A 24,580-nucleotide genomic window follows, 5' to 3' on the forward strand; every position below is an offset into this window, starting at 1 on the left:
GAAAACCCACTGTCCAACTCCGGACAGTCCCTGTTGATGAACCACAGCCGCTTTAGCAGCATTATATTTATTTATATGTATCGGTTCCGCTCTTTTGGGTGTGCTATTTGTTTTGTTACTGCGCACAGATCACGTAATTGATAATTAGAGATATAAACTGACTATGAGAAAGACTATTATTGTTTCGAACAGGCTACCGGTAAAAATTACAGAGAAAGACGGTGAATTTTCACTGCAGGCCAGCGAAGGAGGATTGGCAACCGGTTTAGGATCTATTTACAGAGAAGGCAATAACATCTGGCTGGGATGGCCGGGACAGGAAATCAGCGATCCGAAACAACAGGAGAAAATTACCAAACAGCTCAGGCAGATGAACCTGATGCCCGTTTTTCTCACACAGGAAGAAATCAACAACTTCTATGAAGGATTTTCCAACGAAACCTTATGGCCGGTATTCCATTACATGGCCGTGTATGCCCGTTACGACCAGGGCTATTGGGATGCTTATTACCAGGTGAACAAAAAGTTCCGTGACATCGTGATGCAGGTCGCCGAACAGGGCGATATTATCTGGATACACGATTATCAGCTGTTACTGTTGCCCGGCATGCTGCGGGCGGAGATGCCGGAGATATCCATCGGCTTTTTTAACCATATTCCTTTCCCGTCCTACGAGTTATTCAGACTTATTCCGTGGCGTGCGGAACTGATAGAAGGAATGCTGGGGGCCGACCTGATGGGCTTTCATACATTCGACGATACCCGTCACTTTCTCAATGCCGCCAGCCGTATCCTGCCGGTCAATACCAGTGCCAACGTTGTTTCCTATAACGACCGCGCCGTAGTGGTAGAGACTTTCCCGATGGGCATCGATTTCAATAAATTTTCCGCCCTTGGAAATGACACGGAGGTAAAACACCAGTTGCAAAACCTGCGGGAAAATTTCCAGCAGGAGCGGATGGTGCTTTCCATCGACCGCCTGGATTACAGCAAGGGTATCCTGCAACGCCTGCAGGCCTTTGAGTTGTTGCTGCAACTGCATCCGGAGTATGTGGGCAAAGTTGTCCTGTACATGATCGTAGTACCTTCCCGGGACACTGTTCCGCAATACAAGGAGCTGCGTGATGAAATCGATAAACTGGTGGGTAATATCAACGCCCGTTTCCGGACCCTTGCCTGGCATCCGGTGCAGTACTTTTACCGTTCTTTCCCGGTAGAGGTGCTGGCAGCATTATATAATTATGCCGATATCTGCCTGGTGACGCCTATGCGCGACGGGATGAACCTTGTCAGCAAAGAGTACGTGGCCAGCCGTAATAATAATGATGGCGTGCTGATTCTCAGTGAAATGGCCGGGGCGTCTAAAGAACTGATTGACGCTATTATCGTCAATCCCAATAACATCGGGGCTATCACCCGGGCCATCGTGGACGCGCTGAATATGCCTCTACCGGAACAGCAGCGACGCATGAAACAGATGCGGCAGCTGGTGTCCAAGTTCAACATTAATCATTGGGTGAAGTTATTTATGACCCGTCTGGAAGAGGTGAATGAAATGCAGCAGAATATGCTGGCCCGCAGGGTGAACCAGGAGACCGCCGTAATGATCCGCCAGCAATACAGGAAAACCAAAAGGCGCATCATCTTCCTGGACTATGACGGCACGCTGGTAGGCTTTCAGACCAATGTCGATATGGCCGCGCCGGACCCCGACCTGTACCAGCTGCTGCGGGAACTGGCCGCTTATCCGGGCAATGATATTGTCATGATCAGCGGCAGAAAACATGAAACGCTGGGAGAGTGGTTCGGCCATCTGCCGCTCGACCTGATCGCGGAACACGGAGCCTGGCAGAAGACAAAAGAAGGGGAGTGGTACCAGCTTCCGGGGCTGACCGACAAATGGAAGCAGGAAATACTGCCCATGCTGGAACAAGCCACCGATCGCACGCCCGGTTCTTTCGTGGAAGAAAAAAGTTACTCGCTGGTATGGCACTACCGTAAAGTAGAATCCGGTTTGGGTGAACTGCGCGCCAATGAACTGATGAATACCCTTCGTTATTACACACAGGAGAAAGGACTGCAGGTGTTGCCCGGCGACAAGGTCATCGAGGTGAAAAATATAGAGATCAATAAAGGGAAGGCCGCGCTGAGCTGGCTGAACCATAAGAAATACGATTTCATTATGGCCATGGGCGATGATGTGACGGACGAGGATATTTTCAAAGCCCTGCCTCCAAAGGCAATTACCATCAAGGTAGGAAGCCAGGTATCCGCGGCGCAATATTACCTGCGCAGCCATCACGAGGTGCGACATCTCTTACGCACACTCAAACATTTAGAGATTTAGAGATTTAGGGATTTAGATATTTAGATATTTTATTGGTGTCCTGTTATATAAATAAATATTTTTATATAAAATACAGCAAAACACCAATAAAATATCTAAATATCTAAATCCCTAAATCTCTAAATGTTTAAAGGAATATTGGTTTGTCCAGTTTCATGGCGATACGATAGGCGGCGTTCATCAGGCCTACATGGCTGTATGCTTGTGGGAAATTACCCCATTGGCTGCCGGTAGCGGATTCCACGTCTTCACTAAAGAGCAGGAGGTGATTGGAGTACTGCAGCAGCTTACTGAATTCGCGTTGCGCATCATCCACACGTCCTACACAGGCGAGCGCCTCTACATACCAGAATGCACACACGAGGAAGGTAGTCCTGGGGAGTCCGAAATCGTCTGAGTGACGGTAGCGGTAAAACAGTCCTTCCGGTGTTTTCAGTTCTTTTTCCAGGCCTGCCAGGTGGTCCCGCGCTTTTTCGGAGGCGGGATCGAGGTAGTTCATCATGATCAGCTGCAGGGTGCTGGCATCGAGATGCTGGCTGCCGGCGGCGTTGGTGTATACTTTCCGGACAGGGTCGTAGCAGCTTTCGATGTGGGCGGCGGCGCGGTTTTTCAATGCAATTGCCCTTTCAATCAGTTCTTCATTGCCGATGGTGCGCGCCATTTTCTCTGCGGCGTTGCAGCCGGCCCACTGAAACAGGTTCGTATAACAGTGTACGTTAGCCATGTTGCGGAACTCCCAGATACCTGCGTCTTTTTCATCGATGGTACGCTCTATTTTCTTCAGCAGGAGATTGATCCAGCGGTCAGAGTCTTTTCGCTCAGAGAAGATGAAGCGGTGGTCTGTATACAGGGGCAGCATAGAAATCAGCACCTGTCCATATATATCATTCTGGATATGTTCGTAGGCCTGGTTGCCGACCCTGACGGGCTGGTTGCCCATATAGCCGTCGAGGTGGGGGAGAATGGTTTCCACCAGTTCCTTTTTGCCCGTAATGCCATACAGGGGCTGATAGCGGAAGTCGCCGGAGAAGGAGATATCAGTAATGTAGCTGAAGTACTTTTCCATTTCCTCGAAGTGCCCGATATGGTTCAGCGCGGTAATAACATAATAGGTGTCACGCATCCAGCAGTAGCGGTAATCCCAGTTGCGGCCGCTGTCCGGAAATTCGGGGAGACTGGTGGTACTGGCGGCAATGATGGCGCCGGTGTCTTCGTTCTGGTGGATTTTAAGTGCCAGCGCGGCCCTGATCACATATGGCTGATGGTAATTGGCGATGGAAGAGTGTTTGATCCAGGTGTGCCAATAGGTGATGGTTTCCCGGAGGAACCGTTCGGCTGTGCTGGTCAGCGCCGCTTCCAGCGGTTGCCCGTAGGTGAGTATCAGGTACTTGGTTTCGTTCAGCACAAAATATTCTTCTTCAAAAACATAACTGACAGCGATATTGGTAGTCAGTCTGATTTTATCTTCACATCCGGCAAACTCAATGTGGTTGCTGCCTCGTACCGGGTGCAGCTGAGCTGCGCCATAGTCGCAGGTGGGCGTGCATTTCACCCTGACGCGGGGAGAGCCTTCGAGGGGTTCTACCTTCCGGATCAGCATCAGCGGCTTAAAAAAGCGTTCGTATTGCAGGAAGCGGGGGGCGAAGTCCGTCACCCGGTAGCTGCCCTCATGTGTGGTGATTTCGGTACAGAGCACGTTGGTGTTCTCCATATAATATTGATGGGAGTCGAAATCACCGTTGGGAAGGATGGAAAACGTACCTCCTTTTTTACGGTCGAGCAGCCCGCCAAAAATGAAGGAGCTGTCCATCCGCGGCCAGCAGAGCCAGTCTACATTCGTGTCTTTGTTGATATGCGCCAGGAAGGCGCAGTTACCAATAAGTCCAGTCTGATAGGTATGTCTTTCCATTAAAAATCAATTTATTGGTTTTACATTTTTTTCAGAAAATTGTTCAACGAGGGGCAAATGCTGTTCCAATTTGACTATTTTTAGGAGATAAGTTTACGATGTTATGCAGACGATCAAAAAGCAGCACTATTTGCCGAAGTTTGTAGCACCTGTATATGAGGAGGGGGTAGACCTGTATCTGCTGGCAGGTGATCTGGGAGGCACCAAAACCAACCTGGCGTTGTTCCGGCTGGCCGATGGCGATCTGGATGTGGTGCGTGAAGATAAATATGCTTCCCGTGACTATGCCAGTTTCTCGGAGATTATTCAGCATTTTATCAGTCAGGGCGACCGGCAGCCGCAACGTATATGCATTGGCGTAGCCGGACCGGTGGTGAAGGGAAAAGTGGAACTGACCAATTTGGCGCGCGAGCTGAGTGAAGAGGAGATCCGTCAGGCTACGGGTATTCGTGCGGTAGCGCTGATCAATGATCTCGAAGCTACTGCTTACGGTCTTGCTACTTTATCTCCCGGGCAACTGACTACGTTGCACCGCGGTGCCGCCGACAATAGTGGTAATATGGCGATTATTGCGCCAGGTACGGGTTTGGGCATGGCGGGGCTATACTGGGACGGGCAGTATCATCATCCGTTTCCTACAGAGGGGGGGCATGGCGACTTTGCGCCCCGTACAGAGCTGGACATCGCCTTGTTACGTTATCTGCAGGAGAAATATGAGATTGCCAGCTGGGAGCGTGTGATTTCCGGACCGGGCATCGTGACCATCTACCAGTTTCTCCGTGATGTGAAAGGTATGGAAGTGCCGGCGGCGCTGGAGGCTGAAATGGAGGCCGGCGACGATGCGGCAGCCATCAGCAAGGCAGCGATGGAAGGCAAAACCGCCATCTGCGTGAAGACGATGGAGCTGTTTGTGCGTTATCTGGCCCGTGAATCCTGCAACCTGGTGCTGAAGATGAAGTCCACCGGAGGGTTGTTCCTCGGCGGCGGCATTCCTCCAAAGATTGCACGGTTGCTGGAGACCGGGGAATTCTATCATCATTACCTGCAGGGCGACCGGATGGCAGAATTACTGGCCAGCGTTCCGATACATATTGTCAATAATGATAAGTCAGCCCTTTGGGGCGCGGCATATTATGCTGGATTATTAGCAGATTAGTTTTATTTTTGCGGCACAGGAAATGGTGTCTTCCTGCTCAGAACCGTTCCGGGTCCTCCGGAACTGATGGCGCCTACAAAACGAACCTGGCGATACGGAGATATCGTTATAAACTGCTGTTTGTAGGACATGAAACAATTCACAAATAAACCGGAACAGGTGACAGTAGCGTATCAGCTGCTGCGATGGACTGTATTGGTATTACCCGTTGCCCTGGTCGTGGGCAGCCTGGTAGCCCTCTTTTTATGGTTGCTCGACAAGGCGACCCACATTCGTTTTGAGCATGGGTGGCTGCTCTACCTGTTGCCTGTGGCAGGGGTACTGATTTATTGGTTGTACCGTCTTGGCGGCAAAAATGCGGAGAAGGGTAACAACCTGATCATGGATGAAATACACCAGCCGGGTGGCGGCGTTCCCGCGAGGATGGCGCCGTTGGTGCTGCTGACGACGGTGATCACCCATTTGTTTGGCGGTTCTGCCGGACGGGAAGGTACAGCAGTACAGATTGGCGGTAGTATGGCCGCCTGGATCGGAAAAACGCTGGGGCTAACAGAAAAGGATATACGTATATTATTAATGACAGGTATTGCCGCGGGCTTCGGGGCTGTTTTTGGTACTCCCATTGCGGGCACCGTGTTCGCGCTGGAAGTGCTGGCCATTGGCGCTATGCGGTATGATGCACTGGTACCTTGCCTGATAGCCGCCGTGCTGGCCGATGTGGTTTGTTCCGCCTGGGGCATATCCCATACTCATTACCAGATATTATATACGGGTACGCATCTGACGCCTTATATACCTTTTGTGAAAGCAGATCTGCTGTTGTTGCTGAAAGTGATAGTTTGCGGTGTAGCTTTCGGGCTGACCAGTTTTTTATTTTCCTGGTTGATACATGCCATTAAATATAACGCTAACACCTATATTAAAATACCCTGGCTGATTCCGGTCGTGGGTGGACTGATGGTGATTGCCATGACTTTCATTGCTGGTACCCGTGATTACCTGGGGCTGGGCGTGTACAGCCAGTCGGCCGACGGGATCAGTATTGTCAACGCTTTCCGCGACACGGGGCATATATCCGACTGGAGCTGGCTCTGGAAGCTCGTTTTCACCGCTGTGACACTGGGAATGGGTTTTAAAGGAGGGGAGGTGACCCCCTGTTTTTCATGGGCGCCGCGCTGGGTCATACGCTGGCGCTGTTACTGGGCGCGCCCGTAGATCTCTTTGCCGGACTTGGATTCATTGCTGTTTTTGCCGGAGCCACAAATACCCCGCTGGCCTGTACGTTGATGGGCGTAGAACTTTTCGGCGCAGATCATGTGCTGTACTTTGCCGTAGCATGTTTCACCGCGTATTATTTCAGCGGTCATTCCGGTATATATGCCTCACAGAAGCTGATAGTCTCTAAATTTGAACGCTAGAACCGCCGTGGTGGCTGGTTTTAGAACTAACAATTTTGTTAGCCCGATGTCTGCGTACTTATCCTGTGTAAGTTTGCTGCATGAACAAAACGAATATCACCGGCATCCATCATCTGGCTATACAGGCCAATGATTTCGCCGCCACCTGCAGATTTTACGAGGCGCTGGGTCTTGAACCTTTTCATTCCTGGGCGCTTCCGGAATATAATATCACGCACGCCGCACTGTTACGGATCCCGGGCACAAATTCCTTCATCGAGATCTTCGACAAAGATGCGAATGTAGCGGCGCAGGGCCGCCGGAAAATGCCCGGAGAAAGCGTCGTGACCGGTGCATTGCTGCACCTGGCGCTGACGGTCGTTGATGTGGACGGCGCCTATGCGCACGCATTATCGCTCGGCGCTACGAGCTGCGTCGAACCTTGTGAATTATCGCTGGGAATTCCGCCGTTGAAAGTTCGTAACGCACTGGTGTACGGGCCGGATGGAGAAGTGATCGAATTCATCGCTTTTATTTAATTTTTTTTTGCCGCCGGGGTATGAGTTGACCTGGCGGCATTTTAGTTTGTTCCCGTCGAAAAATTGCCAGCGCTAAAAATAAGCCGGGTTGACTCCACAGGGCATTAAAGGCCCAAACCGAGTGTGCTGAGAATCAGATATTCGTACACTGGCCCGGTACAAAGCTGTATAAACGAGCCACAGCGGCTTCATTTCACAGAATTTCCGCCCCGGATTATTAGAAACTTCTTCGCTGAGGGATGATGATAATTGCGGCCTCCGAATATTCTTATAATAAACATTATGTTAAATAGAATAAAGCCATTGGAGTATGGAAAAGCTATTAGGTCTACCCTTACATGTGAAGCCAATTGAATCCATTTAAGCTACTCCTGGATAAACGCTTCCGGATAGCGCAGATCTGTAGGGTGTTTAAGGGTTTTAAACCACGGTACTATAGCCTTCGTATGCTGCCCTGCCGCCGGGTCAATTGAAATGTGAAATATCCAATTCTCAGGGCCTTCGTTTTCGGGGAATTCGGCCTTGGACAATAACGACGGGCGTACTCCCGGCGAATACGGGCGCTTTATATGGTAAGAGTAAATGCAATGCAAAACCACAAAACCAAAGGTCCGGCACTTCCCGGTCGGACCTTTGGTTGGACAATGTTGGTGCCCGTTATCAGATTTCGTAAATTATAGCACAGGGCTACTCAGGTAAGCGCTTTGAACGTCAACACGTCTTTTACTACCGCTGCCTGTTGCTTCAGTAATACAGTGCCACACCGCAGATCGAAGCCTGACATTTCGAATGACATATTGCGGTCGAAAAATGTAGGGAATCCGCTAACGTATCCTCGCCTGACGGCATAGTCGTGCGCTGCAATGAACCGTGACGGAATATCTCCCAGTTTGGGGTTTCCAAGGTCGGCAAGTTTAACATATTCCACGTCGGCAAAGTCCGGTTTAATAAATACGGTACTGCATTCTATGCTGTTCAGCACCGGATTGATCTTACCTATTTCTTCGGTCAGCGTCTGATGCTTTAAGAGCCCATTTCCCTGCTGTGGTTTCACCGGGCTTACCACCAGTTCATCTGATAAGTGGGCAGCCGTTTGATGGCGGCCACCGTTTGCCGATCCGGCCAGCGCCAGGCTTGAATGCCTGACCGGGGGTTGATGTACCGGTTTCGGTTTCGACTGACCGACAGTGTTGCCGGTCCACCGTTGCAACGATGTATTTTCGAAGGCCTTCAGAATACCCAGGATGGACGGGGCCTCGTAAAACGCCGGGAGACCGCTCACATACCCGTTTTGCACCGCATAGGTATGCGCCGATTTCATGCGCGCAATGAAATCTTCCAGGTCAGGCATTCCCAATGCATACCATGATATATTGCTTCGCTCGGCGCCTTCGTGGGTAAAAAATACCGTAGTACCGAACTCGTTACCGTACTTGTCCCGCACTGTCTTAAACGTCGGGTACGCACCTGGGTAACCTTCGCGACGGGCTGTCTCTGACCGATGACGGAAGGACTGTATCGCCAGTTCGCTTTGCGTGAAAGTGACCGGAGGCCCGAATTCTCCGATGAACTGCTCAACGGGCAATGGCGTTGCGGAAGCCTGACCGAAAATTTCCCATTCTCCTCCACTTTCGATAACTCTGCCGGGGCCTCTGATAATGAACTCTTTGACGTTTACGTCCAGCGGTGTGGTAACACTGACGCCCTCTTTCCAGCGTTCCCGGAAGAGAATTTGCCCGTGCCTCACGAGATCATCATGCCCGAACCGGAAGGATGCGGAACCAAGCGTTTGGTCCGGCCCAGCCAGCCAGTTCCATACTTTTTCGAAGAAGTTCATACTGTCCGGGATGGCGGATTCAACCGCCTCGCGAACCGCTGCTTCTACATCGTTTTCCATTTCATCTGTGATGCCGGCAGCCAACCGGACCAGGTCGCGGCCATTGATGAGCTGGTTCATTTTGGCCTGGAATGTGGCGCAGAATGCGTCGTATCCTGCCTGCACAGCGTCGTTGCTCAGGTTGTCTTCCTCCATCAGGATCACTACCACGCCTGCAATGCCAGGCAAGTCGGTAAAGTCGTGGGACAGGGCCGCCACCATGCTTTTATTGTTATCTGTTACCGGGATAGGCCGAAGCACGGTTTCCCATTTTCCGACAGCAGGTGGAATGGCGACTATATCGCCTTCGTCTACACTGTTTCTGTTCAGGTTGCCATGTAAGGGGTTTCGCTTTTCAATGGTGACGGCGCCCCACAACAGCTGTTCGTCAGGATCATTATCGTTACCAAAGCGGAAAGTGTCGCCATCGATTTTATAGAAGAGTGTCCACAGATAAGGCTCTGCATTGCCGGGGCCGTCACCTTCATCGAAACAATGAATGTGATTTAACTGGATGTTTAACTGCAATGAGGTTCTGGATTTCATATACTGTTTCCTCCTTCAGTTTTTGGGGGTGAGAAGATTGATTTTACGACAAAATTCCCAAGGATAAGTGAACCTGTATAGAAGAAAAACGACGTTTATACCGGCAATTAAGCGTGTTTATACGCATAGCCGCATTCGAAAATTGGTGTAGCTTTATGATGCCATGTTAACCGCCGAAACCATATATGAAAACCATTGTCCGCCAACACGGGCATTAGCTCCGTTCGTTTACGAATATGTGTACCGGTTCATCAGTATTCCGGATGGCATGACCCTGGTAAGGGACATGCCGCTGCGTATCTTCAGCTCCATCGATTTTTTTCCGGGCGATCCGTTTGAGACCCGGGACCTGCATACCGGGAAAACGCTGCCTTTTGCGCGATGCAGTATCCGGGGGCCCAGGACTTTCACCAAGTATAAGATTGATCTGCGCGGCAATTTCAGATCCTTTTCCGTCCGCCTTCAGCATGGAGGGCTGTACCGGCTACTGGCCATTCCTGCAGACGAACTACGGGACCAGTCCGTGGATGCTATGACGGTGCTCCCCGCCTATTTCGCCGAAATACAGGCACAGCTTACCTCCTGCCAGGATATTGCTTCCTGTGTAGCGCTCGTTGAACCTTATCTTTTGCGTTTGGCGATGAGCCGGAAAAAAGAAATCCGGCCATCAGCCGCAGTTTCGGAACTGGTCTCCAACATCGAGGGCACGCTGGCGCCTTCGTCTATCCGTGATTTATCGGACAAAATATTTCTGTCGCGGCGGCAGCTGGAGCGGAATTTTATCCGTGAAATAGGTACCACGCCGAAATTGTTCAGCCGCATGATCCGGTTTACACATATGCTGAAGTATAAGGATAAGTTTCCCGATGTCAATTGGGCTAACCTCGCCTATGAGTTCCACTACGCCGACCAGATGCACCTTGTCCGCGATTTCCGGGAATTTCTGGGGGTGCCTCCCTCTCGTTTCCTGGCCGAAAAATTTGCGTTTTAACTGCCTGTAACAGCCTATTACAGCGTTCTTAGCACGCCGCCATCGGCCCTTATGGAGGCGCCGTTGATGGCTGATGACAAGGGACTTGCCAGGTATACCGCCAGGCTGGCTATTTCTGCAGGATCGATAAATCGTTCCAATAGTGAATGAGGATTGGCGCTATGCATGATCTGTTGCCTGATGACTTCAGCAGGTTGCTGGTGACTGGCGGCGATATACTCCACCGCCGCTGCCACGCCATCAGAATAAGTAGGGCCTCCCAGGATGGTGTTTACAGTTACCTGCGTGCCTTTTGTTAGTTTCGACAATCCGTTACTGAGCGCCAGCATGGCCGCTTTGGTAGTACCGTAGTGGATCATGTTGCCCGGGACATTGATCCCGGATTCACTGCTGATAAAAATGATCCGTCCCCAATGGCGGGACAGCATTCCCTGCAACACCTGCCTGGAGAGCTTTACAGCGCTCATGACATTGATGTCGAAGAAATGGCTCCAACTGTCATCTGTAACATCCATGAAATCTTTGACTTCAAATATGCCTGCGTTGTTGACGAGTATATCTACCGGCGGCAGCTGCTGCAGCAATGTCGTCACCTCCTCCTGTACTGACAGGTCTGCTGCCATTCCTGTTACGATGGCTTCGGGAACCAACGCTGCCAGGCGCTTTACGGCCTTATCCACTTTGGCAGGTGTTCTTCCGTGAAGGATCACTTCTGCTCCCTCCTGTGCTAAATACTGCGCGATCGCGAATCCGATTCCCTGTGTGGAACCGCTGATGAAAGCACGTTTCGATACTAATTGTACATCCATGTTTCAGTTCAAATTTATTTTTGTAATGATCATTACAAAAATTGGCAGAAATTTTTATTGCAGTATGCTGAGTTGTACTTCAATCAGCTCTTTCAGTTTCTCTTTATTAGGATGCATTCTTCGGGTCACGTTAAGACCATTCCAGCAGGTGACCAGGTATCTGCCTAAAACAGCGGCATCAGCGGGGTTGGTAATACTCCCCGACTTCTGGGCTTCCCGGACCGTTTCTGTAAACATCCGCTCCACATCCTTCAGGATACTTATGGCTTCGGTCTCCAGGTCCTGGTCCACAAAAGCCAGGGCGGTTACCGTGTTGGCCACAATACATCCTTTCAGGTGCGTGTGTTCATCGGCCTCTGCGAGGCTTCTGAAGAAGTCTTTGATGAGGTCCACCGGCGAGGCATGCTCTTTCAATTCTCTTTTAAAGGCCAGAAAGGCCTCCCGGCGTTGCTGCAAGGCTTTGGAAAAAAGTTCTTTCTTACCGCCGCGAAAAGTATTATATAAACTGCCGCTTCCCATTTGAGTAGCTGCCTGCAGGTCCTGCAAGGATGTAGCACTATATCCTTTCTCCCAGAATACCTCCTGGGCCTTTAAGATAACTGCGTCGTTATCATATATTGCTGGTCTTCCTTTCATTTTTGTAACGATCAATACAAAAATAAAAATATCTACCGTTCTGACAAAAATATTTCTGCTTCTTCCCTGTTATCTGCCGCCTACCCATTGATCAACAAGATAATAACCGGAAAATTTCTATCTTTAGCCTCGCTGATGGACACTCATGAACAACGGAATATCAACGTTATATTTAATGCTCCGGATTCCCCAGAGGCGGCAGCCGCTTATAAAATGTATTACAGGCAGCTGTACAACTACGGCAGGAAACTGACGGACAACAACAGCCTGATCGAAGACGCCATTCATGACGTATTTGTGTCCATGTGGCAGGCCCATAGCCGCAACCCAGCTATGGACGCCAGTAAGAGCTACGTATACAGCAGCTTTCGCCGTAAACTGGTCCGCTATCACGAAGATGCCATCAGGCGGATGCAGCGCGAAGAGCGGGCCAGCGAGTCCGCAGCACCCGAATTCGGCGCCGACCATATCCTGATCCACCGCGAACAGGACCAACAGCTGAAAACAGCCATACTACAGGCTTTGCAACAGCTCACCCCCCGGCAGCGGGAAGCCGTCTATCTCCGCTTCTATGAAAACATGCAGTATGATGAGATCGCCGCGGTGATGGATATCTCCGTTAAAGCCACTTATAAACTCATGGCCCGGGCACTGGATGAACTCAAACAACTGGTGAACATCCCCTTCTACCTGCTGCTGCCTATGCTCCGGTTATTGTTTATCCGGCAGTAATAAAAAAAATAAAAAATTTTTTGTTTTCATGGGGTAATATTTCCCTGTGCCGACTTATATATATCAGTAAACAGCTAAAAACAGGATGCAGCGCGATAAACCGGACAATGAAAAATACAGTGTAACAGCTCTGCTGGGCGATCCGTCTTTTGTGCGATGGGCATTACAGCAAGCCCCAACGGATACCGCCCGGTGGGAAAAGTGGATCGCTGCAGGCCCTGACAATGCTACTACCGCAGCAACGGCGAAGCAACTGCTGTTACAGGTCCGGTTCACGGAACACCTGCCAACGGAAGAAATGGCGGCACAGTCGTACCAAAGGTTTACCGGTACCATCGCGGCACTCCGGCAATCACCCGTTCAACGCCGGCGCCTATACGCTTTTTTGACATGGCGCAACGCCGCCATCTGGACAGGCTTGCTGGCCATAGCAGGTACCGCTGCGTTTTACACCTGGCGGCAGCAAACAACAATGAAAGTGTCTACCGCTTTCGGGGAAACCAGGCAGGTAGTACTTCCCGACAGCTCTCTCGTGATGCTGCGCGCCAATTCCACCCTGCAATACCGCCGCTCCCTGAATGGACAGCTGCGTGAATTGTGGCTCCGTGGAGAGGCCTGGTTCAGCGTGAACCCGGATAAAAAAGCAGCCGGATTTGTTGTGCACACGGAAGATGCCGATGTAACGGTATTGGGCACTACCTTCGACCTGAAGCAACGCCGGCACCGGACCGCCATCTTCCTGCAATCCGGGAAAGTGCGCGTCGACTTTCATGATCCGCAGCGGACCAGCAGGATCCTCTCCCCTGGCGACCTCGTGGAATATGACGCACAGCATCAACAAGTCTCCGCGTCGAAAACCGACAGCAGCTACAGCAGCTGGACACAGGGTAAGCTGACATTGACAGACGCTCCCCTGTCTGACATTATAGATATCCTGGAGAACAACTACGGGGAAAAAATCGTAGTGAGCGATGAAAAAATAAAGGAAAGGAAAATAGAAGGTATTATATACCTGGAGAACAAAGCAGACATTCTCTTTATTATCTCCAACGTGCTTGACATACAAATCAGCCGCAGAAACGATACTATGTATTTCAGTAACCGAAAATAAAAATACGAACAAACACCAATCACCAACCATCCAGTCCGGAACACCGACCATTCCCCGACTGTATGCTAAACAAGGACTAGCGCGACGCTAACCAAAATCATAAAACCAACTAACGATGAGGAAAGTCTTATTCTTCCCTATGGGAATGGTATTGCTTTGCCTGAACGCCACCACTCTTCCGCAAAGGGCTATGGCACAGCAAACCATACCAACCGGCAAACAACGACAGGAAAAGATGACCGTGGATGCGGCATTGAAAAAACTGGAAAAGAAATACGGTGTCACTTTTGTCTATGACAAAACACTGGCCAACGAAAAGTACACCTCCTTTAATCCCGACCATGCCGGCAGTCAAAGCGTAGAAGATCAGCTGAAAGCTATCCTCTACCCTAACGGCCTGTTGTTCCTTTATATTAAAAAGGATTATTACGCTATTACCGTCAATAAAGACAAAAGCAACCAGATGCTGACGGCTGATAATGAAGCTAAAAAGGACGAAGCACAACCACTGCCAGCCGCTACGTTGTCCGCAGCAAGAGGGCGTGTAACCGACGAGAAAGGCGCCCCCCTCGAACGTATCAGCGTACAGGTAGCCGGTACCACCACCGGCGCCTATACGGACGCCGACGGCTTGTTCAGCATACCGAATGCCGCCAATAAAAAACTGATGATCAGCGGCGTGGGTTATGCCCCGCAGGAGGTGCTGGTCTCCGGCGCCTCCCCGGTAAACGTGAAGCTGGTCACCTCTTCCAAAGAACTGACGGAAGTGGTGGTCGTAGGTTACGGTGAACAAAAGAGAGCAAAAATAGTAGGTGCAGTCGCTACGGTCAACAGCAAGGAAATTACCGAAGCACCCGTGGCCAGGGTGACCGACGCCTTATCCGGCCGTGTGCCGGGCCTTTTTGTATCCAAAGCCAGCGGCGCTCCCGGCAAAGGCTCTACCTTTTATGTGCGTGGCATCAGCACTACCAACAACTCCGAACCACTGGTGGTAATAGATGGTATCCCCAACCGAAGCCTGGACGACCTCGCCCCCTCCGACGTGGAAACCATCTCCGTGCTGAAAGACGCCTCCGCTATCGCGGTATACGGCGCCAGGGCGGCTAACGGGGTGATACTCGTCACCACCAAAGCCGGTGGGTCCGGTAAACCATCCATTAGCTTCAGCGGCAACCTGACAGTCCAGCAACAGACAAGAGCCCTTAAACCACTGGGATCCTATGAGTATGCTGGGCTGTACAACGTGGCGCTCAAAAACGAGAACAGCTTTAACCCGGCCGTGGGTAAAGGTTACACCGATGAAGTACTGGAAAAGTTCAGGACCGGCAGCGATCCTGACCGCTATCCTAACACTGACTGGTACAATGATATCCTTGCTCCCACCTCTATACAGCAGCGGTATGACCTGTCTGTGAGCGGTGGCAGCGAAAAGACGCGCTACTTTGTGTCCGCAGGGTACAACAACGAAGGTGGTTTCTACCCGATGGTGACCTACAAACGGTATAACGTGCGCAGCAGCCTCCAGTCTGAAATCGCCAAAGGCCTGCTGTTCGATGTGAAGCTGGCAGGTATTATGTCTGACAGCAGAGACGCCCGTGCCGGCAGTTCCACCATCATGAAAATAGCCATTTCCAGTCCGCCGTATTATGTAAATAAATACAGCAACGGCCTTTACGGATTCGTTCCTGCCGCCAAGGGCAATATTTATCAGCAATCCAGGGGGGAAGACGGCTACAGGCAAAATAACGTCAACACCTTCAACGGTACCATGTCGTTACAATATAAGCTGCCTTTCACAGAGGGCCTCTCCGTAAAAGGAACTTTCGCCTACGACAGGAACATGACCAATTTCCGGAGCTTCGCAAAGCCGTACGCGCTGTATACCATGGACAATGCCGGCGTTATGAAGAAGGCCAACAACACCCCCACAGCGCCCGAGCTGACAGAGAGCAACCGGCAGAACTACTATGCCACCAGCGAATTCTCTGTGAACTACGACCGTTCTTTTAAAGATCATCACGTAGGCGGCATGGTGTTATATACCCAAACAGTTTTTAACGAACGGTATTTCGGCGCTACAGGCAGAAACTTCGTATCACCGGCACTGGAAATCCTGAATGCTTCAGATCCTACCAATACAGCCGTGGAAGGCACTGCCAGCCGTCAGTACAGACAAGGGGTGGTGGGCCGTTTCACTTATGACTATCAACAGAAGTACCTGCTGGAAATGAACTTCCGGTATGATGGGTCCGATATCTTTCCCCGGGATGGCCGCTTCGGTTTCTTCCCTTCTATCGGTGCCGGCTGGGTGATATCCAAAGAAAATTTCTTCCCGCAGCGGGGCCTGGTCGATTATCTTAAACTCCGTGGTTCCTGGGGCCTGCTGGGTAATGACCGTGTAGATCCCTACCAGTTCCTCGCCAGCTACAGCCTCGTAGGTGCAGATATTTACGGCGTGAGCCATGGCTATTCTTTTGGCGGCGTCAACCCGGTATATTACCAGGGCCTTCAGCTGAACGTACTGCCTAACCCCAACTTCACCTGGGAAAAAGCGGTGATGAGCAACATCGGTTTCGATATGCAGCTGTGGGACAGCCGGATCAGCATTACCGCCGACTACTTCTACAAACGCACCAAGGATATCCTTGCTCCCCGTGCACAAGCCGTACCGGATGTTATCGGCATCACCCTGCCCGTGGAAAACGCAGGTATCGTGGATAACCGTGGTTTCGAAATCAGCGCCGGCTATAATGGTACCGCAGGTAAATTCACCTACTACGTAAAACCCAACATCACCTTTGCGCGCAACAAAATGGTGTACTACCCGGAGGCCAGCAGCATCCCGGAATGGCAACGGCTGACGGGCAAACCGGTCGCCATCAGGCTCAATGGCGGCAGTTCTAAACCGAAATTTGTATCAGATGGCTTGTACCAGTCGCAGGATGAGGTGGAGAAAGGACCTAAGCCATTGTATCCTACCGTATCCGCCGGTGATATCCGTTATGTGGATATCGATGGTGACGGCAAGATCACCAACAATGACAAGATCATCACCGACAACGGCGGTTACCCGGAAATACAATACGGTATCGCCATGGGCGGCCGCTACAAGGGCTTTGAACTCAACCTGCTGTGGCAGGGAAATGGTAACGTGATGGCTTACGTATACGGGCCTTACTCCTTCCCGTTTTATGCTGACGGCCACGCACAGGAGATACATAAAGACTACTGGACGCCGGATAATCCCGGCGCGGCCTTCCCCCGTTTGTCCATCGCTTATGTCAATAACACACAGGACTCTGATTTCTGGTTACGCAATGCCGCCTTCATCCGTCTGAAAAATGCCGAACTGGCGTACAACGTTCCCGCTCAGTGGCTGCGCCTCGCAGGCATTAAAGGAGTAAGGGTTTATCTCAACGGCAACAACCTGCTCACCTTCAGCCGTTTGAAACAAATAGATCCCGAAGCGGCGGCCAACGGTACCGTAGCCTATCCGATCATCCGGAGCTATAATGCCGGTGTCAACATTCAACTGTAAACAACCAATAACAGACATCATGAAAAGATATATATTTCTCCTTTTGCTCACCGCCTACTGCCTGACGGCCTGCCAGAAGGATTTTCTGAACAAAGGGCCACTGGACAAGTTCACCGATGAAGTCATCTGGAAAGACAGCAGCCTGGTGAACCTCTATGTTGCCAATATCTACTCCGGTATTATTTCCGAATATGACAGGGCCGGCGGCGCCCTGACAATGAGCTATACTGACGAGGGCGAAGCCAACCGGCCATACCTGGAATGCCAGCTGGTCAACTTTGCGCAATACAACTCCGCTACCGCTGTGTTTTCCGAAGTATGGACAGACAACTACACCAGCATCCGTAAGTGCAACACGCTGCTGGAGCAACTACAGTCAGCACCGTTCAGCGCCGCATTGCAGCAGCGGATGCGCGGGGAAGCTCACTTCCTCCGGGCATTCTTTTATATGGACATCTATGCGCACTTTGGTGCGTTCCCCATTATCGAAAAAGCACTGGGACTGAATGATGAACTGGCCATTCCACGCGCTACCGCCAAAGAATGTGTGAACTTCATCCTGAAAGACCTGGAAACAGCCGCCACTCTCCTTCCCGCCAAATATTCCGATCCGGCACAGACAGGCCGCGCCACACAAGGCGCCTGCTATGCCCTGAAATGCCGGCTGTTGCTCAATGAACTGGACTACCCGCGCGCTGCCGCCGCTGCCAAACAAGTGATGGACCTGAATCAGTACAAACTCTTCCCTGATTTCAAATCCATGTTCCAGCCGGGCAACGACAATAATGTTGAGGTCATTTTCGACAAACAGTTTGGCAGCCTGCAAAGCAAACAAAAACACGATCTGAACGATTATGAATATCCGCGCAACTTCACCGGCTTCGCCAGCGGCGTTAATGATCCGACCCAGAACATCGTGGATGCGTTCCTGATGAAAGACGGCAAGCCCTGGAACGAGTCTCCGTACTACAATCCGGAGCACCCTTACGATAACCGCGACCCCCGCCTTTACAGCAGCGTATTGTACGACGGTATGCTGTTCCGCGGAGAGATACTGGACCTGCAGAAAGGCAGCGCCGCTAATCCTGCCGAGCGTGGCACGCAGACGGGCTACTATCTCAAAAAATTCCTGGACACCACTTACGATCTGAAGAACATTTCCAATCCCAACCTGAACAATGCCGTTATCATACGGCTGGGTGAAATATATCTCAACTATGCAGAGTGCCAGCTGAAAATGGGCAATACAGAAGAGGCCCGTACCTACGTGAACCTGCTCAGGGTGCGCGCCGGTATGCCGACGATCGCTGCCGGAGAAATGACCTGGGAGAAATACGAGCGCGAAAGAACGGTGGAACTGGCCTTTGAAGGACAACGCTGGGCCGATATACGCCGCTGGAACAAAGGCCCGCAGATCATCGGTCAACCGGTGTATGGCATGGTCATCAGTGTTGTCAACGGCAAGCGGACCTATACCCGTACGAAAATAGAAGACAGGGTATTTGTGGCGCCGAAGATGTACCTGTTCCCCATTCCGATAGATGTGCTCAATAAGTACCCGGCAGGAAAAGAGTTGAAGCAAAACCCGGAATGGGATTAACGCCGTCGTCCGGAATACATTAGCTTACAACGCCAACCATTTAATCAGTCAATATGAAAAAAATAACAACAAGCGCCCGCATCCTGCTGCTGCTCACCACCTTAAGCACAGGGGCCTATGCACAACAAAAGACCGTTGTCATTAAAGGTACTGTGATCGGTGACACCCGCGGCTACAACCGCATGGATATGTACTCCCGTAATCCGGACCGCTACGACTCCATGAATGTGGTCAACAATACCTTCTCAGGAGAAGTACCTTTTGAAGCACCTTACCGCCTGCTGTTTGCTTCACTCCATGATTCAAAAGTAAGGGGCGGTTACGCACCACAGGCAATATTGATCGACAAACCCGGCACTTACCGTGTGGTAGCTACGATAGACAGCAACGGCACCCATTATTCCTCTGTGGACGGCGCCGCACAACAGGTGTACGCCGCCTTCTCTGCCGAACAGGATAAAGCCTGGGAAGCCATCGAAAAGACCATGAAGCAGAAATACGGTGCAGATGTAATGAAGAGCCTTTACGGTAAAAATCCCAATGCTGCCGCAGCCGCTGACATGGAGACCATGGAAAAAGCCGCCACCGCTAAACTGCTACAACGCCATGTAAGCAGGAACCCGAGATCTTATGCTTCCGTAGTCATCCTGCAACGCAACAGCCGTTCCCTGGACAACAAAACACTGATTGCATTGTACGAAAAGCTTACGCCTGGTATCAAAGCACTGCGGGAAGGTGAAGCCATTAAAACAGAAATCGCTGCCCGTAAACTTAGCGTCAACGGCGCCACACCGGCCGACTTTACGCTGAAGAACGAAGTGGAAAAAGCAGTGAAACTCTCCGACTACCGGGGCAAATACCTGCTGATCGATTTCTGGGCCAGCTGGTGTGGTCCCTGTCGCGCATCTTTCCCACACATGCGTGAACTGTATGCACAGTACAAAGACAAAAATTTCGAGATCCTCAGCATCTCTACCGACCGTGACAAAGCCGCATGGCTTAAAGCGGTAAAAGAGGAAAACAATCCCTGGCCGCAAGCCCATGACGCTAAAAGCGAGGTATCCAAAAACACGTTCAATGTGCAGGTGTTGCCAACGTTGTTCCTCCTCGATCCGAAAGGAAAGATCATTGCTCAAAAACTCGAAGGCAGCGAGCTCGATAAAAAATTGAAAGAGCTGATGCCGTAATTTCATCAGCATAAAATCACGCAAAAAAGAAAAGACGCAGTTCATGCGTCTTTTCTTTTAACAGCTATATCGTTATCAGAATCAACTGTTTATATTTTTCCGCTTCATGTAGCGCTGTAACACTAGAACGTAGCAGCAGCGGGCTGCTTGGCCTTAACGTCAATGATAGTACGATTAATAAACGGCGCCATAACAATCAGCAACATCAATCCCAGGATCAACATTACGACCAGCTCATTATAGTCCATCGCATATTTCAGAAAGGCTTGTTTATTTACCGCCTTGTCCAGCAAACGGGTAGCTGCCCGGGTAGCCATACCCGGTTCCATCCCCCTGGCATGCAGGGCCGACTGGTACAACTTCAACCGTTCCTCCAGGTCGTTGTCCGCCCGCGAGGCATGGTCGGTCAACCGCAGCGCATGCGTGCCGGAATAGAACAGGGAAAAATAGTTTATCAGTGCCGTACTGATACCGAAAAATGCGAAACGGATAAATACGCCGACCGCCGCGGCTGACTGGCTCAGGGCTTCCGGTACGGAGGAAATAATAAACAGCAGTATTGGCGTAAACACCATGCCGGCGCCCATGCCTTGCAACAGCAACGGTATAATAAAGGTATTCATGTCTGCTTCCGAGGCAAACAAAAAGTACATTGCGCCATGAAATAATAACAACAGGGAAAAACCCGCCAGCCAGATAAACTGAAGCGGACGTTTTTTAATGACCAGCCGCGCAGAAGCCACCGCACCTATAACGATCCCGATAATATTATAGATCAGCAGCTCATAGAGGTTGATCGGGTCCATCCCCAGTACCGTAGAAAAATAGGTGGTGGTAACAGAGAAAGCGCCTCGTATTAAATACAACATCCCAAGCAGGAAAATACCGAACACGAAAGCCCTTGACCGAAAAACCTCCTGGTGTATAAACGGGCGCTTACGGACCAGCTGCCGCGTCACAAACACTACCGCCAGGAATACAATGCAGATAAGGCTCCATACGATGGTGTCATCCTGCAGCCAATAGTATTGCTGCCCGTAGGTGACCACATAAGCGATCAGGATCAGCATAGGGCTGTACAGGAAAAAGCTGGCCCAGTCCAGCTGGTACAACGGCGTTTTTCTTACCAGGTGCACTTTGTTCATCAGCAGCAGTAACAGTATCCCGCCGGGCACAAAAGTGTAGATGATCATCTTATATAGAACGTTGTACTCGTAGTTATCTACCAGCGGGGCTGTCACCAGGGAGGTGAGCGAAGCCGAACACAGGATCATGGAATAAAAGATGGTGTACCCTGTTTCCCGCGCATGTTCTGATTTTAACCTTCCGAAGAGCAATGTCAGGCAGATGCTTGTAACGCCGCAGTTGACCATCCCCTGGAGAAACCGGCAGGCGAAGAGTACCGGCAGCGTGCGGGTACGGTAGCAGGCGTAGCTGATCAGCACCTGGAGCACGAGGCATATCAGGAAGTACTCTTTGGTGGAAACACGGCTGAAGAAACGGCGTTCCAGGGGAGTAAAACCAGCCAGTGCTGCATAGTACAATAACATAGAGAACTGCATGTCCGCCGGCTCTACTCCATAGAACCCCGTCGCCGCGCTGATATTGGCCGTTGACAGCGCAAACAGCATGACAGTTGGAAACAGGACGAGGAAAATCGTCAGCCGGATAAGCCATTCCGGCGCCCAGGCTCTGAATATACGGTTACCTTTACTCATGATCACCGGCGGGCTTTAGATACAGATACGTTTACACTCATGCCTGCCGAAAGCGCCTTTAGTTCTTCCGGGCTACCGTTTAGCCGTATCCGTACGGGAATACGCTGGGCGATCTTCACAAAGTTACCGGTAGCATTATCAGGCGGCAACAATGAAAACCGGCTGCCGGTGGCGCCGGACAGGGATTCTATTTTACCGGTGAACGTCTTTCCCGGGAAAGCGTCTACAGCGATGCCGGCCGTTTCCCCGATAAACATGTGGCGGATTTGCGTCTCTTTAAAATTAGCGACCACCCACTTCCCCGCTTCCCAATCCACGATGTAGGCCAGCGTCTGGCCGGCCTGTATCAGTTGACCGGGCTGTATGGTGCGGCGTCCCATTTTGCCGTCATACGGCGCGGTGATCACTGTATAGGATACGGTGAGGTCCCTGTTTTTCACGACCGCCTCCCTTCTTTTGATTTCGGCTTCCAGCGCGCTTTGTTGAACGCGGGCGTCGTTGATCCTGGCCAGAGATGCATTATAGGCATCTATAGCCGTATTGTATTCGGAACGGGCCACAGCCAGCGCTGCTTCCACTTTTTCCAGCTGTTGCCTGGTGGCCGATTCGGCGTCGTAGAGTTTTTTATAGCGGTCATATTCCTGTTCCTGGTTGTGCAGCTTTGCTTTAGCCGCGGCTATCTGGGACTGGTATACTTTAGCCGTTTCCGAGGAAGTGGTGACTCCGCTTTGAACAACACTCACCTGTGCTTTTGCATTGAGCAGCGCCGCACCGGCTTCCTGTTGCTGGGCGGCATATTCGCTATTGTCTATCACCACCAGGGTGTCGCCTTTCTTCACCTCCTGGTTTTCTTCATAGCGGATGGATTCCACATAACCGGTGACCCGGGCTACCACGGGGTTGATATATTCATCGACCTGGGCGTCGTTGGTCTCTTCATATTTCCATTGGCGCAACAGTGTCCTTACGCCCCATATGGCGAGACATATTACCACGATGGAGGCAACCACGGTGGTGATCTTCGATATAATCCTGTCTGTTTTGTTCGTATTCGTGTTCGTGTGTGTGTTGCTCATATATTAAAGGTTGCCTGTTGCTTTCAATAATTGATAGTATTGTAGTTGTGCGGTCACTTCCGCGCTGGTGAGATCGAAGCGGGACTGCAGCAGCTGTGTCTCGGCGTCCAGCAGGTCTGTCAGCAGCGACAGCTGGTTGAAATAGGTATTATTGACAATCCGGAAGTTCTCCTGTGCCTGGAGGATATTCTCCTGCGCCACGCGGATACGTTCCAATGCTTCGGTGTAACGAAGGTAGCCGGCCCGTACTTCTTCCCTGACTTTATCTTTCGTATCGGCGTGTTCTATCTCCTGTCGTTCCAGGTCAATCTTTGCCGCTTCCTTTTTGTGTTTGTTCTGATACAGCGCCGATATGGGCAATCCGGCTTTCACGCCCACCTGACCGAGACCGTACAGGCTGATGGCATAGGGATAAAACAGGATCTGCGGATAGGCGTAGGAGTACTCGGCGAACAATCCTACTTTAGGCAGAATATTGGACTTTACTGCTTTGAGCCTTAGCTCACTCAGGGCTGTCTCCTTTTCTGAAATCTTAAACGCAAACGCGTGTTCATAGGCTTCCGCGAGGTAGCCGTTATAGTCTTTATCCGGTACCGCCGCCATGGCGAGGGTGTCCATCGCCAGGTGGTTATCGATGCTGTCCGGCTGGCCGATCATAATATTGAGCCGTTGGTTAGCGATGATAAGGCTGTTCCTGATCTCCAGCAGGGTCATTTTCTGTCTGGAGAGTTTCAGTTCAGCCCGCAGCACATCGCTTTTCAGTACTACGCCATTCTTCAGGAGCTGTCTGATCTCTTCCAGTTCTTTCTCCCGGTCACGGATATCCTGCAACATAACTTTTTCGTACATCCGGTACCGGTATATATCGAGGTAGTATGCCGCCGCTTTGTATTTTATTTCGGCGTTGGTCATGTTCCGCTGTTCAGCTGCCAGCTCGCTCTCCGTTTGTTTAATGATGATTTCGCGGGATGTTTTTCCGCCGTTGTATACATTGAGATAAGCGTCGGCGCCTGCGGAATATGACTGGTGCACGACCGGGAACTGTGTGGGCGCGTTGAATATGCCTTTTTCATACATGGGCAGGTTGGACACCCTGGAATAGGAGCCGCTGGCCTTTATCTCCGGCAGCCGCTCGTCCCTGGCAGCTTTTACCTGCTGCTGTGCGCCAGCCACCCGCAGCTGTTGCATCTGTAGCTGTTTGTTGTACACAGCAGCTTTATTCCATACATCCGTTAACGTGAGGGGACTCTGCTCAGGGTTTTGACAAACGGCTGTTTTGCCGGCCAATAATGCAGAGAGCATTATTCCCGCAAGCCATTTCTTACTAATTGATAACATATTTAATCTGATGAAGATGCAAAGTTCAGCCCATCCCGGTTAAATTATTTGTTATAAATTGCCATTAATTTGCT

The 24,580-nt window shown here is 50.9% G+C and carries 16 protein-coding genes, 1 pseudogene and 1 riboswitch; of the genes and pseudogenes, 10 read left to right on the forward strand and 7 right to left on the reverse strand.

Annotated features, from left to right (window positions below; translation table 11 throughout):
* The first annotated feature begins 163 nt into the window (after positions 1-163).
* Positions 164-2,347 (forward strand): bifunctional alpha,alpha-trehalose-phosphate synthase (UDP-forming)/trehalose-phosphatase, encoded by a 2,184-nt coding sequence (locus HF324_RS17265; protein WP_168803656.1) that lies wholly within the window; start codon positions 164-166, stop codon positions 2,345-2,347.
* Positions 2,348-2,474: 127 nt separating this feature from the next.
* Here the strand turns inward: HF324_RS17265 and HF324_RS17270 are convergent, their stop codons facing one another.
* Positions 2,475-4,256 carry a glycoside hydrolase family 15 protein gene (locus tag HF324_RS17270; RefSeq protein WP_168803657.1) on the reverse strand — a complete coding sequence of 594 codons (1,782 nt, stop codon included), beginning with the start codon at positions 4,254-4,256 and terminating at the stop codon, positions 2,475-2,477.
* A gap of 103 nt (positions 4,257-4,359) precedes the next feature.
* Here HF324_RS17270 and glk point away from each other — a divergent pair, with 103 nt between their 5' ends.
* The 3 genes and pseudogenes from glk to HF324_RS17285 all read left to right on the forward strand — a co-directional run bounded on the left by glk (position 4,360) and on the right by HF324_RS17285 (position 7,348).
* Positions 4,360-5,412, forward strand: coding sequence for a glucokinase (glk, locus tag HF324_RS17275; RefSeq protein ID WP_168860342.1), 1,053 nt, complete (start codon positions 4,360-4,362; stop codon positions 5,410-5,412).
* Between the two features lie 9 nt (positions 5,413-5,421).
* Positions 5,422-5,495: riboswitch (Fluoride riboswitch) on the forward strand.
* 46 nt (positions 5,496-5,541) lie between these two features.
* Positions 5,542-6,830: pseudogene (locus tag HF324_RS17280) on the forward strand (voltage-gated chloride channel family protein).
* A gap of 80 nt (positions 6,831-6,910) precedes the next feature.
* A complete protein-coding gene (locus HF324_RS17285; RefSeq protein WP_168803660.1) occupies positions 6,911-7,348 on the forward strand; it encodes a VOC family protein in 438 nt (145 codons plus the stop codon).
* Positions 7,349-8,039: 691 nt separating this feature from the next.
* Here HF324_RS17285 and HF324_RS17290 read toward each other — a convergent pair.
* Positions 8,040-9,770 (reverse strand): hypothetical protein, encoded by a 1,731-nt coding sequence (locus HF324_RS17290; RefSeq protein ID WP_168860343.1) that lies wholly within the window; start codon positions 9,768-9,770, stop codon positions 8,040-8,042.
* A gap of 163 nt (positions 9,771-9,933) precedes the next feature.
* On the opposite strand from HF324_RS17290, the gene HF324_RS17295 reads away from it, so the two are divergent.
* Entirely contained in the window at positions 9,934-10,761 is an 828-nt protein-coding gene (locus tag HF324_RS17295; RefSeq protein WP_168803662.1) for a helix-turn-helix domain-containing protein, read from the forward strand.
* A gap of 17 nt (positions 10,762-10,778) precedes the next feature.
* Here the strand turns inward: HF324_RS17295 and HF324_RS17300 are convergent, their stop codons facing one another.
* A complete protein-coding gene (locus tag HF324_RS17300; protein ID WP_168860344.1) occupies positions 10,779-11,570 on the reverse strand; it encodes an SDR family NAD(P)-dependent oxidoreductase in 792 nt (263 codons plus the stop codon).
* A 54-nt stretch (positions 11,571-11,624) separates the two neighbouring features.
* Complete coding sequence (locus tag HF324_RS17305; RefSeq protein ID WP_168803664.1) at positions 11,625-12,206, reverse strand: TetR/AcrR family transcriptional regulator; 582 nt, start codon at positions 12,204-12,206, stop codon at positions 11,625-11,627.
* Positions 12,207-12,341: 135 nt separating this feature from the next.
* On the opposite strand from HF324_RS17305, the gene HF324_RS17310 reads away from it, so the two are divergent.
* The 5 genes from HF324_RS17310 (at position 12,342) to HF324_RS33795 (ending at position 20,374) form a co-directional block, all read left to right on the forward strand.
* Complete coding sequence (locus tag HF324_RS17310) at positions 12,342-12,938, forward strand: RNA polymerase sigma factor (protein WP_168860345.1); 597 nt, start codon at positions 12,342-12,344, stop codon at positions 12,936-12,938.
* Positions 12,939-13,023: 85 nt separating this feature from the next.
* Positions 13,024-14,049 carry a FecR family protein gene (locus tag HF324_RS17315; protein ID WP_168860346.1) on the forward strand — a complete coding sequence of 342 codons (1,026 nt, stop codon included), beginning with the start codon at positions 13,024-13,026 and terminating at the stop codon, positions 14,047-14,049.
* A gap of 115 nt (positions 14,050-14,164) precedes the next feature.
* A complete protein-coding gene (locus tag HF324_RS17320; RefSeq protein ID WP_168803667.1) occupies positions 14,165-17,587 on the forward strand; it encodes a SusC/RagA family TonB-linked outer membrane protein in 3,423 nt (1,140 codons plus the stop codon).
* Positions 17,588-17,606: 19 nt separating this feature from the next.
* Positions 17,607-19,187 (forward strand): RagB/SusD family nutrient uptake outer membrane protein, encoded by a 1,581-nt coding sequence (locus HF324_RS17325; protein WP_168860347.1) that lies wholly within the window; start codon positions 17,607-17,609, stop codon positions 19,185-19,187.
* A gap of 53 nt (positions 19,188-19,240) precedes the next feature.
* Complete coding sequence (locus HF324_RS33795) at positions 19,241-20,374, forward strand: TlpA family protein disulfide reductase (RefSeq protein WP_168860348.1); 1,134 nt, start codon at positions 19,241-19,243, stop codon at positions 20,372-20,374.
* A 122-nt stretch (positions 20,375-20,496) separates the two neighbouring features.
* Here the strand turns inward: HF324_RS33795 and HF324_RS17335 are convergent, their stop codons facing one another.
* From HF324_RS17335 to HF324_RS17345, 3 genes are read right to left on the reverse strand one after another with little or no spacing between them, the layout of a single operon-like run.
* Positions 20,497-22,092 carry an MFS transporter gene (locus HF324_RS17335; RefSeq protein WP_168860349.1) on the reverse strand — a complete coding sequence of 532 codons (1,596 nt, stop codon included), beginning with the start codon at positions 22,090-22,092 and terminating at the stop codon, positions 20,497-20,499.
* A gap of 2 nt (positions 22,093-22,094) precedes the next feature.
* Positions 22,095-23,168: an HlyD family secretion protein gene (locus HF324_RS17340; protein WP_168803671.1), complete on the reverse strand. Its 1,074-nt coding sequence runs from the start codon at positions 23,166-23,168 to the stop codon at positions 22,095-22,097.
* Positions 23,169-23,171: 3 nt separating this feature from the next.
* Positions 23,172-24,356 (reverse strand): TolC family protein, encoded by a 1,185-nt coding sequence (locus HF324_RS17345; protein WP_258539545.1) that lies wholly within the window; start codon positions 24,354-24,356, stop codon positions 23,172-23,174.
* Positions 24,357-24,580: the final 224 nt, after the last annotated feature.

This window comes from Chitinophaga oryzae (assembly GCF_012516375.2).
In the GTDB taxonomy this organism is placed as follows: domain Bacteria; phylum Bacteroidota; class Bacteroidia; order Chitinophagales; family Chitinophagaceae; genus Chitinophaga; species Chitinophaga oryzae.

What these genes read in the sequence shown, in the direction of transcription:
- HF324_RS17320 (WP_168803667.1), top strand. Translation starts at nt 14,165, where the DNA reads ATGAGGAAAGTCTTATTCTTCCCTATGGGAATGGTATTGCTTTGCCTG.
- HF324_RS33795 (WP_168860348.1), top strand. Translation starts at nt 19,241, where the DNA reads ATGAAAAAAATAACAACAAGCGCCCGCATCCTGCTGCTGCTCACCACC.
- HF324_RS17270 (WP_168803657.1), bottom strand. Translation starts at nt 4,256, where the DNA reads ATGGAAAGACATACCTATCAGACTGGACTTATTGGTAACTGCGCCTTC.
- HF324_RS17290 (WP_168860343.1), bottom strand. Translation starts at nt 9,770, where the DNA reads ATGAAATCCAGAACCTCATTGCAGTTAAACATCCAGTTAAATCACATT.
- HF324_RS17315 (WP_168860346.1), top strand. Translation starts at nt 13,024, where the DNA reads ATGCAGCGCGATAAACCGGACAATGAAAAATACAGTGTAACAGCTCTG.
- HF324_RS17310 (WP_168860345.1), top strand. Translation starts at nt 12,342, where the DNA reads ATGGACACTCATGAACAACGGAATATCAACGTTATATTTAATGCTCCG.
- HF324_RS17300 (WP_168860344.1), bottom strand. Translation starts at nt 11,570, where the DNA reads ATGGATGTACAATTAGTATCGAAACGTGCTTTCATCAGCGGTTCCACA.
- glk (WP_168860342.1), top strand. Translation starts at nt 4,360, where the DNA reads ATGCAGACGATCAAAAAGCAGCACTATTTGCCGAAGTTTGTAGCACCT.
- HF324_RS17345 (WP_258539545.1), bottom strand. Translation starts at nt 24,356, where the DNA reads ATGCAACAGCTGCGGGTGGCTGGCGCACAGCAGCAGGTAAAAGCTGCC.
- HF324_RS17285 (WP_168803660.1), top strand. Translation starts at nt 6,911, where the DNA reads ATGAACAAAACGAATATCACCGGCATCCATCATCTGGCTATACAGGCC.
- HF324_RS17325 (WP_168860347.1), top strand. Translation starts at nt 17,607, where the DNA reads ATGAAAAGATATATATTTCTCCTTTTGCTCACCGCCTACTGCCTGACG.
- HF324_RS17335 (WP_168860349.1), bottom strand. Translation starts at nt 22,092, where the DNA reads ATGAGTAAAGGTAACCGTATATTCAGAGCCTGGGCGCCGGAATGGCTT.
- HF324_RS17305 (WP_168803664.1), bottom strand. Translation starts at nt 12,206, where the DNA reads ATGAAAGGAAGACCAGCAATATATGATAACGACGCAGTTATCTTAAAG.
- HF324_RS17295 (WP_168803662.1), top strand. Translation starts at nt 9,934, where the DNA reads ATGTTAACCGCCGAAACCATATATGAAAACCATTGTCCGCCAACACGG.
- HF324_RS17265 (WP_168803656.1), top strand. Translation starts at nt 164, where the DNA reads ATGAGAAAGACTATTATTGTTTCGAACAGGCTACCGGTAAAAATTACA.
- HF324_RS17340 (WP_168803671.1), bottom strand. Translation starts at nt 23,168, where the DNA reads ATGAGCAACACACACACGAACACGAATACGAACAAAACAGACAGGATT.